Genomic DNA, 16,201 nt, shown 5'->3' on the forward strand with positions numbered 1-16,201 from the left:
TACCGCCTGCGGGTAAGGGGCCAATCACAGGAACAACGATGACAAATCTAAAAAAGCGCGAACGAGCCAAAACCAATGCATCGTTAATCTCTATGGTGCAACGCTTTTCAGATATCACCATCATGTTTGGCGGGCTGTGGTTCATCTGTGAAGTCAGTGGACTGCCATTCCTGTACATGCACCTGTTGGTGGCGCTGATTACGCTGGTTGTTTTTCAAATGCTGGGCGGGATGACCGATTTTTATCGCTCCTGGCGCGGCGTCAAAATGTCGACAGAGTTAACGCTGTTACTGCAAAACTGGACGCTGAGCCTGATCTTCAGCGCCGGTCTGGTGGCGTTTAATGATGACTTTGACAACCGCCTTGCCACCTGGCTGGCCTGGTATGCGCTGTCCAGCCTGGGCTTAGTGTTATGCCGTTCATTTATTCGTTTCGGCGCGGGCTGGCTACGCAATCGTGGTTATAACACTCGCCGGGTCGCCGTCGCCGGAGATTTGCCTGCGGGCCAGGCGTTGCTGGATAGCTTCCGTAATGAGCCGTGGCTGGGTTTTGAGGTGGTGGGCGTCTATCACGATCCCAAACCGGGCGGCGTCTCTGCTGACTGGGCCGGGAACTTCGAGCAGTTAATTGACGATGCGAAAGCCTCGCGAATTCACAATGTTTATATCGCTATGTCAATGAGCGACGGCGCCATGGTGAAAAAACTTGTGCGCGAGCTGGCCGACACCACCTGCTCGGTGATCCTTATTCCCGATGTGTTCACCTTTAATATTCTCCACTCGCGCGTGGAGGAGATGAGCGGCGTTCCGGTCGTTCCGCTGTATGACACGCCGCTGTCAGGGATTAACCGTCTGCTTAAACGGGCAGAGGATATCGTGCTGGCGTCGCTGATTCTGCTGCTCATCTCACCGGTACTGTGCTGCATTGCGCTGGCGGTCAAATTGAGCTCGCCCGGGCCGGTGATTTTCCGTCAGACGCGCTACGGGATGGACGGCAAGCCGATCAAGGTCTGGAAGTTCCGCTCAATGAAGGTAATGGAGAACGATAAGGTCGTTACCCAGGCGACACAAAACGATCCGCGCGTCACCCGGGTAGGTAACTTTTTGCGTCGTACCTCGCTGGATGAATTACCGCAGTTTATCAACGTGTTAACCGGCGGGATGTCCATCGTCGGTCCTCGCCCGCACGCGGTGGCGCATAACGAACAGTATCGTCAGTTGATTGAAGGTTACATGCTACGCCACAAGATGAAGCCGGGCATCACCGGCTGGGCGCAAATTAATGGCTGGCGCGGTGAAACCGATACGCTGGAGAAAATGGAAAAACGCGTGGAGTTCGACCTGGAATACATCCGCGAATGGAGTATTTGGTTCGATATCAAAATCGTTTTTCTGACGATTTTTAAAGGGTTTGTTAATAAAGCGGCGTATTAAGAACCTGATCCACAAGGCTATTTACTTGCCATATCGAACCAGGGCAGCGTGTACGCTCCGGTTTTTCCGCGCTGTCCGCGTTCAATCTGGCTGCGCCAATGACGCCTTGTGAACAGGTTCTGGAGAAAAGAATGAGTTTACGACAAAAAACGATCAGCGGCGCTAAATGGTCGGCTATCGCCACGATAGTGATTATCGGTCTGGGGTTAATTCAGATGACGGTGCTGGCGCGGATCATCGACAACCACCAGTTTGGCCTGTTGACTGTCTCGCTGGTGATTATCGCGCTGGCCGACACGATCTCGGACTTTGGCATCGCGAACTCGATTATCCAACGTAAAACGATTGGGCATCTGGAGCTGACCACGCTCTACTGGCTAAACGTTGGGCTTGGGATTGTGGTATTTGCGGTGGTCTTTTGGCTGAGCGATGCGATTGCCCATGTTTTGCATAACCCGGATCTCGCGCCGTTAATCAAAACGTTGTCGCTGGCGTTTATTGTGATCCCTCACGGGCAGCAGTTCCGTGCGCTGATGCAAAAAGAGCTGGAGTTCAATAAGATCGGCATGATCGAAACGACCTCCGTGCTGGCGGGGTTCACCTTTACGGTGATTAGCGCCCATTACTGGCCGCTGGCGTTAACCGCGATTCTCGGCTATCTGGTGAACAGCGCGGTGCGAACGCTGCTGTTTGGTTACTTTGGCCGCAAGATTTACCGCCCGGGGCTGCATTTTTCGCTGGCATCGGTGTCCACGAACCTGCGTTTTGGCGCGTGGCTGACGGCGGACAGTATCGTCAATTACATCAACACGAATTTATCGACGCTGGTACTGGCGAGAATTCTCGGCGCAAGCGTCGCCGGGGGATATAACCTCGCGTACAACGTGGCGGTTGTGCCGCCGGCGAAGCTTAACCCCATCATTACTCGCGTGCTATTTCCGGCATTCGCCAAAATTCAGGACGATACCGAGAAGCTGCGCGTCAACTTCTATAAGTTGCTTTCCGTGGTGGGAATTATCAATTTTCCCGCGCTGCTGGGCCTGATGGTAGTGGCGAACAATTTTGTGCCGTTAGTGTTTGGTGAGAAGTGGAACAGCATTATCCCGATCCTGCAATTGCTGTGCGTGGTGGGGCTGCTGCGCTCGGTAGGCAACCCGATTGGTTCGCTGCTGATGGCGAAAGCGCGCGTGGATATCAGCTTTAAATTCAACGTCTTTAAAACGTTTCTGTTTATCCCGGCAATTCTCATTGGCGGCCATCTGGCGGGGGCGATTGGCGTGACGCTGGGGTTCCTGGTGGTGCAAATCATCAACACCATTCTGAGCTATTTCGTGATGATTAAGCCGGTACTCGGCTCCAGCTATCGTCAGTATATTCTCAGCCTGTGGCTACCGTTTTATCTCTCATTGCCAACATTTATTACCAGCTACGGCGCAGGAAAGCTGGTCGACGGCTATTTACCGTTGTCAGGGGTATTCGCGCTACAGGTTATGGTCGGTATTTTGAGTTTTATTTTGATGATTATTTTTTCACGCAATGCGCTGGTGATGGAAATTAAAAATCAGCTTGTTGGTAGTGCAAAAATGAAAAAGTTATTACGTGTCGGATGACGGGGATATAAGAGGCTATTTATGAAATTATTAATTTTAGGCAACCACACATGCGGCAACCGTGGTGATAGCGCCATTATGCGCGGTTTGCTTGATGCCATCCGTCAACAGGCGCCAGAGGCGGAGATGGATGTGATGAGCCGTTTCCCGGTGAGTTCCGCCTGGTTGCAGGGGCGCCCGATTATTGCCGACCCGCTGTATCAGTTAAGTCAGAAACAGCAGGCGGCGGCAGGGCTTAACGGTCGGGTGAAAAAAGTATTACGCCGTCGTTTTCAGCATAAAATTTTATTGTCTAAAGTCGCCCAGGAAGGATCGCTGCGTAATTTTGCTATCGCGCCGGAATTTGCCGAATTCGCGCAATTTATTGCGCAGTATGACGCCGTCATTCAGGTGGGCGGTTCAAACTATGTCGACTTATACGGTTTGACTCACTTTGAATATCCGCTGTGCGCGTTTATGGCGAACAAACCAATTTATATGGTGGGACATAGCGTCGGCCCTTTCCAGAACCCTGACTTTAACCAGCTCGCCAATTATGTTTTTGGGCGCACCAGTGCGCTGATCCTGCGTGAAACCGTCAGCCGTGATCTAATGACCGCCGCGCAGATCGATACCCGGAAAGTGGAGCAGGGGGTGGATACTGCCTGGTTAGTCGAACGCCGTCACGACGAGTTTGTCGCCAGTTATGCTGTGCAGCACTGGCTGGACGTCACCGCGCGCCGCAAAACCGTCGCGATTACGTTGCGCGATCTGGAGCCGTTTGATAAACGCCTGGGCACCACTCAGCAGGCCTATGAGCAGGCATTTGCCCAGGTCGTGAATCGCCTGATTGCGGACGGTTATCAGGTACTGGCGCTGTCGACCTGCACCAGTATCGATCGCTATAACCGCGATGACCGGATGGTTGCGTTACGGATGGCGAAGTATGTAAACGACTCAGAGCATTTCCATATCGCGATGGACGAACTCAATGACGTGGAAATCGGAAAGATCCTCGCCTCCTGTGTACTGACCATCGGGACGCGCCTGCATTCCGCCATTATCTCCATGAATTTTGGCACGCCCGCTATCGCCATTAATTATGAACATAAATCCGCCGGGATTATGCAGCAGCTAGGCCTGGCGGAATTGGCTATCGATATCCGTCACTTGCTGAACGGTTCATTACAAAGCGTGGTGGCCGATACGCTCAATCAATTGCCTGCGCTAAAGGCAAAAGTGGCTAATGCCGTCACCGAGGAGCGGGCGAAAGGGTTCACGATGATCAAATCCGTTCTCGACAGAATTCGGGAGGAACAATGAAAGTCAGCTTTTTTCTGCTGAAATTTCCACTCTCATCGGAAACCTTTGTGCTGAATCAGATTACTGCGTTTATTGATATGGGCCATGAGGTGGAGATTGTCGCGTTACAAAAAGGCGATACCCAACATACTCACGCCGCCTGGGAGAAGTATGGCCTGGCGGCGAAAACCCGCTGGTTACAGGATGAGCCCCAGGGACGGCTGGCGAAACTGCGCTACCGGGCATGTAAAACGCTGCCGGGGCTGCATCGGGCGGCGACCTGGAAAGCGCTCAATTTTACCCGCTATGGCGATGAATCACGCAATTTGATCCTTTCCGCGATTTGCGCGCAGGTGAGCCACCCTTTTGTGGCGGATGTGTTTATCGCACACTTTGGTCCGGCGGGCGTGACGGCGGCCAAACTACGCGAACTGGGCGTGCTTCGCGGCAAAATCGCGACTATTTTCCACGGGATTGATATTTCCAGCCGCGAAGTGCTCAGTCATTACACGCCGGAGTATCAGCAGTTGTTTCGTCGTGGCGATCTGATGCTGCCCATCAGCGAACTGTGGGCCGGTCGCCTGAAAAGTATGGGCTGTCCGCCGGAAAAGATTGCCGTTTCGCGCATGGGCGTCGACATGACGCGTTTTACCCATCGTCCGGTGAAAGCGCCAGGGATGCCGCTGGAGATGATTTCCGTCGCGCGCCTGACCGAGAAAAAAGGCCTGCATGTGGCGATTGAAGCCTGTCGGCAACTGAAAGCGCAGGGCGTGGCGTTTCGCTACCGCATTCTGGGGATTGGCCCGTGGGAACGTCGGCTGCGTACGCTCATCGAGCAGTATCAGCTAGAGGATGTCATTGAGATGCCGGGGTTTAAACCGAGCCATGAAGTGAAGGCGATGCTGGATGACGCCGATGTTTTTTTGCTGCCGTCGATTACCGGTACGGATGGCGATATGGAAGGTATTCCGGTAGCGCTGATGGAGGCGATGGCGGTGGGGATTCCCGTGGTGTCTACCGTGCATAGCGGCATTCCGGAACTGGTGGAGGCCGGCAAATCCGGCTGGCTGGTGCCGGAAAACGATGCGCAGGCGCTGGCGGCCCGACTCGCTGATTTCAGCCGGATTGACCACGACACGCTGGAGTCGGTGATCACGCGCGCCCGTGAAAAAGTGGCGCAAGATTTTAATCAGCAGGCGATTAATCGCCAGTTAGCCAGCCTGCTACAAACGATATAAACGAGGTGGTATGCCCACGACTAAATTCTCCCGACGTACCCTCCTGACGGCAGGTTCCGCGCTTGCTGTTCTTCCTTTTCTACGCGCCTTGCCGGTACAGGCGCGTGAACCTCGCCAGACCGTCAATATTAAGGATTATCCGGCGGATGACGGTATCGCCTCGTTCAAACAGGCCTTCGCCGACGGACAGACCGTGGTCGTACCGCCAGGATGGGTGTGTGAAAATATCAATGCGGCGATAACGATTCCGGCGGGAAAAACGCTGCGGGTACAGGGCGCGGTGCGTGGGAATGGCCGGGGACGGTTTATTTTGCAGGACGGGTGTCAGGTGGTGGGGGAGCAGGGCGGCAGTCTGCACAATGTGACGCTGGATATTCGCGGGTCGGACTGTGTGATTAAAGGCGTGACGATGAGCGGCTTTGGCCCCGTCGCGCAAATTTTCATCGGCGGTAAGGAACCGCAGGTGATGCGTAATCTCATTATCGATGACATCACCGTTACCCACGCCAACTACGCCATTCTCCGCCAGGGATTTCATAACCAAATGGACGGCGCGCGGATTACGCATAGCCGCTTTAGCGATTTGCAGGGGGACGCCATTGAGTGGAATGTCGCGATTCACGACCGCGACATCCTGATTTCCGATCATGTCATCGAACGCATTGATTGTACCAATGGCAAAATCAACTGGGGGATCGGCATCGGGCTGGCGGGTAGCACCTATGACAATAGTTATCCTGAAGACCAGGCAGTAAAAAACTTTGTGGTGGCCAATATTACCGGATCTGATTGCCGACAGCTGGTGCACGTAGAAAATGGCAAACATTTCGTCATTCGCAATGTCAAAGCCAAAAACATCACGCCAGATTTCAGTAAAAAGGCGGGTATTGATAACGCAACGATCGCAATTTATGGCTGTGATAATTTCGTCATTGATAATATTGATATGACAAATAGTGCCGGGATGCTCATCGGCTATGGCGTCGTTAAAGGCAAATACCTGTCAATTCCGCAAAACTTTAAATTAAACGCTATTCGGTTGGATAATCGCCAGGTTGCTTATAAATTACGCGGCATTCAAATTTCCTCCGGTAACGCCCCCTCTTTTGTCGCCATCACCAACGTACGGATGACGCGTGCTACGCTGGAACTGCATAATCAACCGCAGCACCTCTTTCTGCGTAATATCAACGTGATGCAAACTTCAGCGATTGGCCCGGCGTTAAAAATGCGCTTCGATTTGCGTAAAGATGTCCGTGGTCAATTTATGGCCCGCCAGGACACGCTGCTTTCCCTCGCTAATGTTCATGCCATCAATGAAAACGGGCAGAGTTCCGTGGATATCGACAGGATTAATCACCAAACCGTGAATGTCGAAGCAGTGAATTTTCCGCTGCCGAAGCGGGGAGGGTAAGTACCGCTATTTTTACGAAAATTCCTGGGAAAAAGTTGTTCATACTTAATGTTATGGTGCCGACTAAGACGTAATGTAGAGCGTGCCATCATTATCCCTGGCAGCAGAGTAATTCATGCTGGCGAAAACAAGCTAAAGAGCTATAATTCAGCAACCATTTTACAGGTGGAAGAAACAATGATGAATTTGAAAGCAGTTATACCGGTAGCGGGTTTGGGTATGCATATGTTGCCTGCCACCAAGGCAATCCCAAAAGAGATGCTACCGATCGTCGACAAGCCAATGATTCAGTACATTGTCGATGAGATTGTGGCTGCAGGGATCAAAGAAATCGTACTGGTGACTCACGCGTCTAAAAACGCCGTTGAGAACCACTTCGACACCTCTTATGAACTTGAATCACTTCTTGAACAGCGCGTTAAGCGTCAGCTTTTGGCGGAAGTGCAATCTATCTGCCCACCGGGCGTAACGATTATGAACGTTCGCCAGGCGCAGCCGTTAGGGCTGGGGCACTCTATTCTGTGCGCGCGTCCGGTCGTGGGCGATAACCCTTTCATTGTGGTACTCCCGGATATTATTATTGATGATGCTACCGCCGATCCGCTGCGCTATAACCTTGCGGCGATGGTGGCGCGTTTCAATGAAACGGGTCGCAGCCAGGTGCTGGCGAAGCGCATGAAAGGTGATTTATCGGAGTATTCCGTTATCCAGACGAAAGAACCTCTGGATAATGAAGGCAAAGTCAGCCGGATTGTGGAGTTTATCGAAAAACCGGATCAGCCGCAGACGCTGGATTCCGATTTGATGGCGGTAGGCCGTTATGTGCTTTCAGCCGACATCTGGGCGGAACTGGAAAGAACCGAACCGGGCGCCTGGGGCCGCATCCAGCTCACCGATGCCATTGCTGAACTGGCGAAAAAACAGTCGGTTGACGCGATGCTGATGACGGGTGACAGCTATGACTGCGGTAAAAAAATGGGCTACATGCAGGCATTTGTGAAGTACGGGCTGCGCAACCTGAAAGAAGGAGCGAAGTTCCGTAAGAGCATAGAGCAGCTTTTGCATGAATAAGTATTAACAACCGTGATAAATGGTTGGTGATAAACATAATAACGGCAGTGAACATTCGAAGCGGCAAGTTGGCTGAAACGAGTGTTGGCTGCCGTTTTAGTTTTGTATAAAGGGCTTAAGTAACAAGGGGTTATCTGGAGCATTTTAATGCTGATTTTATAAGATTAATCCTTGTTTCCGGATGCAATTAATAAGACAATTAGCGTTTAAGTTTTAGTGAGCTTTGCCCTGCTGGGCGAGGTTTGTAACAAGTCGATATGTACGCAGTGCACTGGTAGCTGATGAGCCAGGGGCGGTAGCGTGTGTAACGACTTGAGCAATTAATTTTTATTGGCAAATTAAATACCACATTAAATACGCCTTATGGAATAGAAAAGTGAAAATACTTATTACTGGCGGGGCAGGTTTTATTGGATCAGCTGTTGTCCGCCATATTATTAAGAATACACAGGACACTGTAGTTAATATTGATAAATTAACCTACGCCGGTAATCTTGAATCCCTTTCTGATATTTCTGAAAGTAATCGCTACAATTTTGAACACGCGGATATTTGTGATTCCGCTGAAATAACGCGTATTTTTGAGCAGTACCAGCCGGACGCGGTGATGCATTTGGCTGCGGAAAGTCATGTGGATCGTTCGATTACCGGGCCGGCAGCATTTATTGAAACCAATATCGTCGGCACCTATGTACTTCTTGAAGTTGCGCGTAAATACTGGTCTGCGCTTGGCGAAGATAAAAAAAATAGTTTTCGTTTTCATCATATTTCCACTGATGAAGTTTACGGCGATTTACCGCATCCTGATGAAGTTGAAAACAGCGTTACGCTGCCGTTATTTACTGAAACGACGGCATATGCGCCAAGTAGCCCCTATTCTGCGTCAAAAGCATCCAGCGATCATTTAGTCCGTGCCTGGCGGCGTACCTATGGTCTACCAACGATCGTTACCAATTGTTCTAATAACTATGGCCCTTATCACTTCCCTGAAAAACTGATTCCGTTGGTCATTTTGAACGCACTGGAAGGAAAGCCTTTGCCAATTTATGGCAAAGGGGATCAGATTCGCGACTGGCTATATGTAGAAGATCACGCTCGCGCGCTTCATATGGTAGTGACTGAAGGCAAGGCAGGGGAGACTTATAACATTGGTGGCCACAATGAGAAGAAAAATCTCGATGTGGTATTTACTATCTGTGATCTGCTGGATGAGATTGTACCCAAAGCGACTTCTTATCGTGAACAAATCACTTATGTCGCGGATCGTCCGGGCCATGATCGTCGTTATGCCATTGATGCAGGTAAAATTAGCCGTGAATTAGGCTGGAAACCGCTGGAGACCTTTGAAAGCGGTATTCGTAAAACAGTGGAATGGTACCTTGCAAATACTCAATGGGTAAACAATGTTAAAAGTGGGGCGTATCAGAGTTGGATAGAACAGAACTATGAAGGACGCCAGTAATGAATATCTTACTTTTTGGTAAGACAGGGCAAGTAGGCTGGGAGTTGCAACGTTCTCTGGCACCAGTGGGGAATCTGATTGCCCTGGATGTCCATTCAAAAGAGTTTTGCGGTAATTTTAGTAATCCGAAAGGCGTTGCTGAAACCGTTCGTAAGCTTCGTCCCGATGTGATTGTTAACGCAGCAGCCCATACTGCAGTAGATAAAGCAGAGTCTGAACCAGAACTAGCGCAGTTACTTAACGCCACCAGTGTGGAAGCCATCGCTAAAGCGGCCAACGAAACTGGCGCATGGGTAGTGCATTATTCAACCGATTATGTATTTCCTGGTACCGGCGATATCCCATGGCAGGAAACGGACGCTACGTCGCCGCTGAATGTCTATGGCAAGACCAAACTGGCGGGAGAAAAGGCCCTGCAGGATAACTGCCCTAAGCACCTTATCTTCCGCACCAGTTGGGTTTATGCAGGTAAGGGCAATAATTTCGCAAAGACAATGCTTCGTCTGGCGAAAGAGCGTCAGACACTTTCAGTCATCAACGATCAGTACGGTGCGCCAACCGGTGCGGAATTACTGGCTGACTGCACGGCGCATGCGATCCGTGTGGCGTTAAATAAACCAGAAGTCGCAGGTCTTTACCATCTGGTTGCCGGGGGAACCACAACCTGGCATGACTACGCGGCGTTAGTCTTTGACGAGGCACGCAAAGCAGGGATAACGCTTGCGCTTACGGAGCTTAATGCTGTGCCGACCAGCGCCTACCCGACGCCGGCGAGCAGACCTGGAAATTCGCGTCTCAATACTGAAAAGTTTCAGCGTAATTTTGGCCTTATTCTGCCGCAATGGGAATTAGGAGTTAAGCGTATGCTGACTGAAATGTTTACGACGACAACCATCTGATAAATTTAAATGCCCATCAGGGCATTTTCTATGAATGAGAAATGGAAATGAAAACGCGTAAGGGCATTATTTTAGCGGGGGGCTCCGGCACCCGTCTTTATCCGGTGACCATGGCGGTAAGTAAGCAATTGCTACCAATTTATGATAAACCGATGATTTACTATCCCCTTTCCACGCTTATGCTGGCAGGCATTCGGGATATCCTGATCATCAGTACGCCACAGGACACGCCGCGTTTTCAACAACTGCTGGGAGACGGCCGCCAGTGGGGACTGAATCTCCAATATAAAGTACAGCCAAGCCCGGATGGCTTAGCACAGGCGTTTATTATTGGTGAAGAGTTCATTGGTCATGATGATTGTGCATTAGTGCTGGGTGACAATATCTTCTATGGTCATGATTTACCAAAGTTAATGGAAGCTGCCGTTAATAAAGAAAGTGGTGCTACCGTCTTTGCTTATCATGTAAACGATCCAGAGCGCTACGGTGTGGTTGAGTTTGACCAAAATGGCACAGCCGTTAGTCTGGAGGAAAAACCGTTACAACCGAAGAGTAATTACGCGGTAACGGGGCTGTATTTTTATGATAATAGCGTGGTGGAGATGGCGAAAAATCTTAAGCCTTCCGCTCGCGGTGAGTTAGAAATCACGGATATTAACCGTATCTATATGGAGCAGGGAAGATTGTCTGTCGCTATGATGGGGCGTGGTTATGCCTGGCTGGATACAGGGACGCATCAGAGTTTGATAGAGGCTAGTAATTTTATTGCAACCATCGAAGAACGCCAGGGACTAAAAGTGTCCTGCCCGGAAGAGATCGCTTATAGAAAAGGGTTTATTGATGCGGAGCAGATTAAGAATCTGGCTAAACCGTTGTCGAAGAATGCTTATGGGCAGTATCTCCTGAACATGATTAAAGGTTATTAATAAAATGAACGTTATTAAAACAGAAATTCCTGATGTATTAATTTTTGAACCTAAAGTGTTTAGTGATGAACGTGGGTTCTTTATGGAAAGTTTTAATCAGAAAGTATTTGAGGAAGCGGTTGGCCGAAAGATTGAATTTGTTCAGGATAATCATTCAAAATCAACTAAAGGTGTGTTACGTGGTTTACATTATCAAGTTGAACCTTATGCTCAAGGGAAGCTTGTACGCTGTATAGCAGGAGAAGTTTTTGATGTTGCTGTAGATATTCGCAAAGATTCCGAAACGTTTGGTAAATGGGTTGGTGTCAATATTTCTTCTGAAAATAAAAGGCAGTTGTGGATACCTGAAGGTTTTGCTCATGGGTTCTTAGTATTAAGTGAAGAAGCTGAATTTGTTTATAAAACATCAAACTATTATTCTGGCGAACATGAAAGAGGTATTATTTGGAATGATCCTGATATTAATATTACATGGGGAATAGATAGTCCAATTCTTTCATTAAAAGATAAAATTCATAAAGGTTTAGTAAAGTAACATAATTGCCATTATTTATAATTGAATAGATATTGTTCAACACCTATAAGCGTTTTATAGGTGTTATTAAAATTTTCTAATCCTATTTATTGCATTGTAATTAAAATTTAGAGAGTTATAGAGATATTTTAAAGAGCTTAGTCTATTCATCTGTTGTGTGAACGATGTGTGAATATGGGTTTTTTAGACAAAATAACCAAATTAGATAGATTTCAAAAAATATCAGACAGATATTTACTTGGAATAAGTAAAGTCAGTTCAAGAAAATAAAAATATGATATTAGAAACTATCATTCAACATTCCTTTTTAGCTAACAAAATACAGATGATTCGAGTTTTATCCTAATATGTTTAGAAATAAAGTTGCTCTTGGGTCTCAGATAGGATTGTTTACTTCAGTTCTTATATTAATAACAAACTTTTTTTTAAGAAGTTACTTTGTTAAAGTATATGGTGCTGATTTAACCGGGTATTATTTATTAGTAGTACAGTTGATGGGAGTATTAAACCTTGCTGAGCTAGGTATAAGTACAGCCTTAACATATATCCTATTTAAACCACTGCATAGAAAAGAAAATAGTGAGTTAAGACAATTATATTTTATAATAAAGAAAATATATCATTTTATAGCATTGGGCATATTAGTTATTGGACTGCTTTTCTTTTTGTTATTAAATTCTATAGTAAATGCAAGTATATCCCCTGAAAATCTATATATAACATGGGGGGTGTTTGTTATAAGTACATCATTATCATATTTATACTCTGCTCAATCTGTCATTTTAACAGCAGACCAGAATGTCTATTTGGTTAAATTAATTACTGGGTTAACTAGAAGTTTAGCATATATATTGCAAATATTTCTAATGATTTGCGGCGTCTCCTTTTGGATTGTGTGCGCTATTGAGTTACTTTCTAATGTAATACAACTTATTCTTTTTAACAGACTAACATTAAAAAAATATCCGCAATTAGTAAAGTTGGATATTACTGATACTATCAATAAAGAAAATATAATAAGTGTAAAATCTAAAATAAAAAGAGAGATAAAATATACGTTTGTACATAAAATTGCTGGTGTTGTTGTATTTAATACAGATTATTTAATTATATCTGTCTTTCTAGGTATAACGGTTATCACATCTTTTTCTTCCTATATGATGTTAATTCAAGCATTGGGTTTTCTGATATCAGCAATAGCTTCCCCACTGGGTGCTTATATAGGAGCAAAACTATATTCTGATAGTAAGGAAAAAGTTATCAGGATTATATCACTTTATAATTCACTTTTTTTTATGCTAGGTATTTTTTGCGCGTACATGTTTTATATATCTTCAAGTACATTTGTATCCTTATGGATGGGAAAAGAAATTGTACTTAGCCAACAATTAGTTTTGTTACTTTCTGTTAATTGCTTCGTATTGATTGCAAGGATCTCTTTTGATGTTGCAAAAGTAGGCCTTGGTTATATGTCAGATATTGAATTACCCCTACTGGAAGCCATAATTAATATTATCGTTTCATTAGTTTTAGTACATTATTTAGGTTTAAATGGGATAGTTATTGGAACTATCGTTAGTAATATCATCGTTGTCATGATCTTGAAACCAGTATTTTTATACAAAAATGCCCTTAAATCGGATAATGCATTTATTATTCATGAGCTTATAAGATCATGGTTCTTTATAAGCATATTCTTGCTTTCCATCTTTTTTATTACAAGGGCAAAAGTTATAGTCAGCAATGAATGGCTAGATTTCTTTATACAAGTGTGTATGAGTAGCATTACTCCTTTATTGTTATTGATAATGATATACAGCGTCTTTGATAGCAACGTTCGGAAATTCATGTTTGTTATGTTTAAAAAAATGTATAGGGAAAATTGATTCTCTAAAATTGGAGAAAAAGATCGTTGCCTGGATAGTTTGATAATGAAACCGATATATATTAAGCGTAGTGGTGTACGCAAAAGCGACTATTTGGCTATTGAAAATAAGGTATAAATCTAAACAAGATAAATATATGTAATAAAGTATTATCTTATTCCTTATCGCTTAATAATATGAGATGTGTTATGGTATTTTTAGCTTGGTTTATTGCTATTGGGATATATATAATATGTGGAATTCTTTATCTTCAATTTCCTCAATTATCACCACTAGGGGCCCTTGCATATACTGATACAGTGGGCGATGTAATCATTGTCGTATCCACGGGGATAGTGGGAGTTTTTCTCGGCTATTTTGCATTTTCTAAAATCAAGTTAGTAGGAATAAAAGATTTTAATAATTCTTGTTTTATAAATTTTTGTTCAGTATGCTTTATTATTTCAGCGTTTCTAATTTTCGCCTTAGGCGTCGCTGCATATGGTGGTTACATAGCATTTCTACATACGCCTTATATAGCAATCTATGAAGGTAGTGCAGAAAATCAAACCAGAGATATTCTCATATCTTCATCGGGATTGCTTGCTAACTATGCACTATTAACTAGCATTCGTGTCAACTTTAAAGAAATATCAATAACTAATAAAGTTGTCATAGCAGTATCGCTATTAATACTTGTTTCTATATTTATTCAGGGACGAAGAGAAAATTTAATTTTGCTAATATTATGTTTCGTGTCATTCTATATGCTAAATTATAAAATTAATTTTAAACGTATTATCAAAGTAAGCATTATTTGTATAATAATGTTTTTCATTGCTGGATTAGGTTTATATTTGCGTGAAAGCACTTCAACTTCAGGAGGAAGTATTTTTACAGCTATACCTTTTGCCGTGATGTATGAAACACATTTTTCTTTAGCGACTTTGGCTAATGAAGTGAGAACGCATTTATATAATAATTTACCTTATGGGGGAGTATTAGATTTATTTTCTCCCATATTATTTATTATCCCTGCTTTTATATATGGCATTTTTGGTTTAGATAAACAATCTTTGTTCGAGAATAATGAGATGCGTTTTTATGAGGATAAAGGTGGGCAGTTTATATTCACAGAGGCTTTTCATTCACTTGGTTATGTCGGAGTATTCCTGCATGGTTTAATCTTGGGTGTAATGCTAATAGTATTTTATCGTGTAGCCAAGAAAAGCAGGCTCATAATTTATCATTTTCCAATTGTTTCCCTCATATTTGTTGCAATGAGAAAAGACCTTACCTATGGTGTTAAATATATTTCTCTTTTGTTCATATTTATGATGATTTTTTATTTTATCTATAAGTTACTCCCACTTAAAAATAATGGTTGAATTAAAAATGCATAAAGTTCTTTTTATTAGTGCCTTTCATCCTGGGGCGAGAGGTTCGATCGGTGCTGGTGAGGCCATTTGTGGTGATAATTTAAAAAAACATGTAAATAATGGCAGTCAAGTCGATGTTATTGTTATATCTCCTGCAACACAATATGAAAATCCCGAAATTAAAGCACTATGCCATTCTTATGAAGTGATCAACGTTAGTAAGAAAGATTATCTTAAAGGGATACTTTTCAATGCTAAATATAAATCTTTTATTGCGCCATGGTTTTTTACTAGAGTAAATAAAAGTTTAATTAAACGGATAAATAATAAGATCTCTCACACGAATTACGACTTAGTATGGCTTGATTTTCCATCAGTTTTAGGAGTGGTAAAACATATTTTACATGCAAATATTCATTATTTTGCCCATGATGTTGTATCACAGCGCACAAGTCGTTCTCTTACAAAGAAACCTATCAATAAAGAGATTGCAAAAGTTGAGGCAAACTTATTCTGTAAGTTGAAAAAAATTGTGGCAATGTCTCATAAAGATAAATTGTTACTTGAACAAATGAATTATAAGGGAGTTATAGAGGTTGCTGATCTTGGAGTACAAAAAGTCGGTGAGGTATTAAATGGTATTCCGATTGAAGAGGTTGTAGATAAATTTAAGGATAGAAAAAATTTAATTTTTTTTGGTTACATGAAGCGTGCGGAAAACCACTGGTCTATAATATGGTTTATATTTTTTGTTTTTCTTAAAATAAGAAAACAAAATCCACATATCCATCTTTGGATTTTAGGCTTGGCTCCCAGACCTTTACTGAAGTTGATCGGCAAGTGTATATCTAATGTACATGTCGCTGGTGCTGTATCAGATCCTACCTTGGCTTTTCAAAAGGCCGATTTAAGTGTTGCACCTTTACTATATGGAGCTGGAGTAAAAATAAAGGTGTTACAGATGCTTGAGGCGGGTGCAACGGTTGTTGCTACTGAGGTTGGGGCTGAAGGTATTGAAAGCCATAAAAAGCTTCACATTGTTAATAAAACACAATTTGGTAAAAAAATACTTGAGCTTTTGGACTAAA

13 protein-coding genes are annotated in these 16,201 nt (G+C 44.6%); all 13 read left to right on the forward strand.

What is annotated here, in order from left to right:
* Window positions 1-38 precede the first annotated feature (38 nt).
* The 13 genes from wcaJ to ACLJRH_RS00720 all read left to right on the forward strand — a co-directional run bounded on the left by wcaJ (window position 39) and on the right by ACLJRH_RS00720 (window position 16,200).
* On the forward strand, window positions 39-1,433 hold the full coding sequence (wcaJ, locus tag ACLJRH_RS00660; RefSeq protein ID WP_000183163.1) for an undecaprenyl-phosphate glucose phosphotransferase: 1,395 nt from the start codon (window positions 39-41) through the stop codon (window positions 1,431-1,433).
* 131 nt (window positions 1,434-1,564) lie between these two features.
* Window positions 1,565-3,043, forward strand: coding sequence for a colanic acid undecaprenyl disphosphate flippase WzxC (gene wzxC, locus ACLJRH_RS00665; RefSeq protein ID WP_000058682.1), 1,479 nt, complete (start codon window positions 1,565-1,567; stop codon window positions 3,041-3,043).
* Window positions 3,044-3,064: 21 nt separating this feature from the next.
* A complete protein-coding gene (gene wcaK, locus ACLJRH_RS00670) occupies window positions 3,065-4,345 on the forward strand; it encodes a colanic acid biosynthesis pyruvyl transferase WcaK (protein ID WP_000770902.1) in 1,281 nt (426 codons plus the stop codon).
* Window positions 4,342-5,562, forward strand: coding sequence for a colanic acid biosynthesis glycosyltransferase WcaL (gene wcaL / locus ACLJRH_RS00675; protein WP_023136763.1), 1,221 nt, complete (start codon window positions 4,342-4,344; stop codon window positions 5,560-5,562). Before wcaK ends, wcaL begins: the two co-directional genes overlap by 4 nt.
* A 10-nt stretch (window positions 5,563-5,572) precedes the next feature.
* Window positions 5,573-6,976: a colanic acid biosynthesis protein WcaM gene (gene wcaM, locus ACLJRH_RS00680; RefSeq protein ID WP_023136762.1), complete on the forward strand. Its 1,404-nt coding sequence runs from the start codon at window positions 5,573-5,575 to the stop codon at window positions 6,974-6,976.
* Between the two features lie 177 nt (window positions 6,977-7,153).
* Window positions 7,154-8,047 (forward strand): GalU regulator GalF, encoded by an 894-nt coding sequence (gene galF / locus ACLJRH_RS00685; RefSeq protein WP_000981469.1) that lies wholly within the window; start codon window positions 7,154-7,156, stop codon window positions 8,045-8,047.
* A 376-nt stretch (window positions 8,048-8,423) separates the two neighbouring features.
* A complete protein-coding gene (rfbB, locus tag ACLJRH_RS00690; protein WP_000697850.1) occupies window positions 8,424-9,509 on the forward strand; it encodes a dTDP-glucose 4,6-dehydratase in 1,086 nt (361 codons plus the stop codon).
* The gene (gene rfbD, locus ACLJRH_RS00695; protein ID WP_023223157.1) at window positions 9,509-10,408 is read left to right on the forward strand and encodes a dTDP-4-dehydrorhamnose reductase; all 900 of its coding nucleotides are present in this window, start codon (window positions 9,509-9,511) and stop codon (window positions 10,406-10,408) included. Before rfbB ends, rfbD begins: the two co-directional genes overlap by 1 nt.
* Before the next feature lie 47 nt (window positions 10,409-10,455).
* A complete protein-coding gene (rfbA, locus tag ACLJRH_RS00700) occupies window positions 10,456-11,334 on the forward strand; it encodes a glucose-1-phosphate thymidylyltransferase RfbA (RefSeq protein WP_023136761.1) in 879 nt (292 codons plus the stop codon).
* A 4-nt stretch (window positions 11,335-11,338) separates the two neighbouring features.
* The gene (gene rfbC / locus ACLJRH_RS00705) at window positions 11,339-11,869 is read left to right on the forward strand and encodes a dTDP-4-dehydrorhamnose 3,5-epimerase (protein ID WP_001100807.1); all 531 of its coding nucleotides are present in this window, start codon (window positions 11,339-11,341) and stop codon (window positions 11,867-11,869) included.
* 347 nt (window positions 11,870-12,216) lie between these two features.
* A complete protein-coding gene (locus ACLJRH_RS00710; RefSeq protein WP_023136760.1) occupies window positions 12,217-13,755 on the forward strand; it encodes a lipopolysaccharide biosynthesis protein in 1,539 nt (512 codons plus the stop codon).
* Window positions 13,756-13,943: 188 nt separating this feature from the next.
* On the forward strand, window positions 13,944-15,122 hold the full coding sequence (locus ACLJRH_RS00715; RefSeq protein WP_023136759.1) for an O-antigen polymerase: 1,179 nt from the start codon (window positions 13,944-13,946) through the stop codon (window positions 15,120-15,122).
* A gap of 7 nt (window positions 15,123-15,129) precedes the next feature.
* Window positions 15,130-16,200 (forward strand): glycosyltransferase, encoded by a 1,071-nt coding sequence (locus ACLJRH_RS00720; RefSeq protein ID WP_023892087.1) that lies wholly within the window; start codon window positions 15,130-15,132, stop codon window positions 16,198-16,200.
* Window position 16,201: the final 1 nt, after the last annotated feature.

The organism is Salmonella sp. SAL04162 (assembly GCF_046551535.1).
In the GTDB taxonomy this organism is placed as follows: domain Bacteria; phylum Pseudomonadota; class Gammaproteobacteria; order Enterobacterales; family Enterobacteriaceae; genus Salmonella; species Salmonella enterica.

Coding starts and splice junctions, on each gene's coding strand:
- wcaJ (WP_000183163.1), top strand. CDS start 39: ATGACAAATCTAAAAAAGCGCGAACGAGCCAAAACCAATGCATCGTTA.
- wzxC (WP_000058682.1), top strand. CDS start 1,565: ATGAGTTTACGACAAAAAACGATCAGCGGCGCTAAATGGTCGGCTATC.
- wcaK (WP_000770902.1), top strand. CDS start 3,065: ATGAAATTATTAATTTTAGGCAACCACACATGCGGCAACCGTGGTGAT.
- wcaL (WP_023136763.1), top strand. CDS start 4,342: ATGAAAGTCAGCTTTTTTCTGCTGAAATTTCCACTCTCATCGGAAACC.
- wcaM (WP_023136762.1), top strand. CDS start 5,573: ATGCCCACGACTAAATTCTCCCGACGTACCCTCCTGACGGCAGGTTCC.
- galF (WP_000981469.1), top strand. CDS start 7,154: ATGATGAATTTGAAAGCAGTTATACCGGTAGCGGGTTTGGGTATGCAT.
- rfbD (WP_023223157.1), top strand. CDS start 9,509: ATGAATATCTTACTTTTTGGTAAGACAGGGCAAGTAGGCTGGGAGTTG.
- rfbA (WP_023136761.1), top strand. CDS start 10,456: ATGAAAACGCGTAAGGGCATTATTTTAGCGGGGGGCTCCGGCACCCGT.
- rfbC (WP_001100807.1), top strand. CDS start 11,339: ATGAACGTTATTAAAACAGAAATTCCTGATGTATTAATTTTTGAACCT.
- ACLJRH_RS00710 (WP_023136760.1), top strand. CDS start 12,217: ATGTTTAGAAATAAAGTTGCTCTTGGGTCTCAGATAGGATTGTTTACT.
- ACLJRH_RS00715 (WP_023136759.1), top strand. CDS start 13,944: ATGGTATTTTTAGCTTGGTTTATTGCTATTGGGATATATATAATATGT.
- ACLJRH_RS00720 (WP_023892087.1), top strand. CDS start 15,130: ATGCATAAAGTTCTTTTTATTAGTGCCTTTCATCCTGGGGCGAGAGGT.